Raw genomic sequence first — 326 nt, 5'->3', positions numbered from 1 at the left:
GCTCAGCCTGTCTACTTGGGCTAGTTCCACACCTTGGTCCCAGGTCAGTGTTCCCAGGTCAGTGTTTTGGTGTTGTTGCGTATTTTTCCGGTAAACATCTCGATTAACTTATCGACAGTCGTGGCGGAATCATGCACATCAAGCAGCGAGCCCATACGACTACTTGTTCAAGCCGGTTAGAGTCCAAGCACTACCCGGATTATCCAGAGAAAAACTGAGAGCAACTGTCGTTGACTCCATGATTAAAGAAGGCGGACTTGATGGAGAACACAGATCGAGAGCCTGTCGAGAGAACCTCACCCATTGTTCGCTGTCGCCCTTTCCTC

It is taken from the genome of Corynebacterium sp. HMSC074E01, from assembly GCF_001808885.1.
Lineage (GTDB): Bacteria > Actinomycetota > Actinomycetes > Mycobacteriales > Mycobacteriaceae > Corynebacterium.
The sequence above is the reverse complement of the archived record's forward strand: the minus strand, read 5'-3'. Positions refer to the sequence as shown.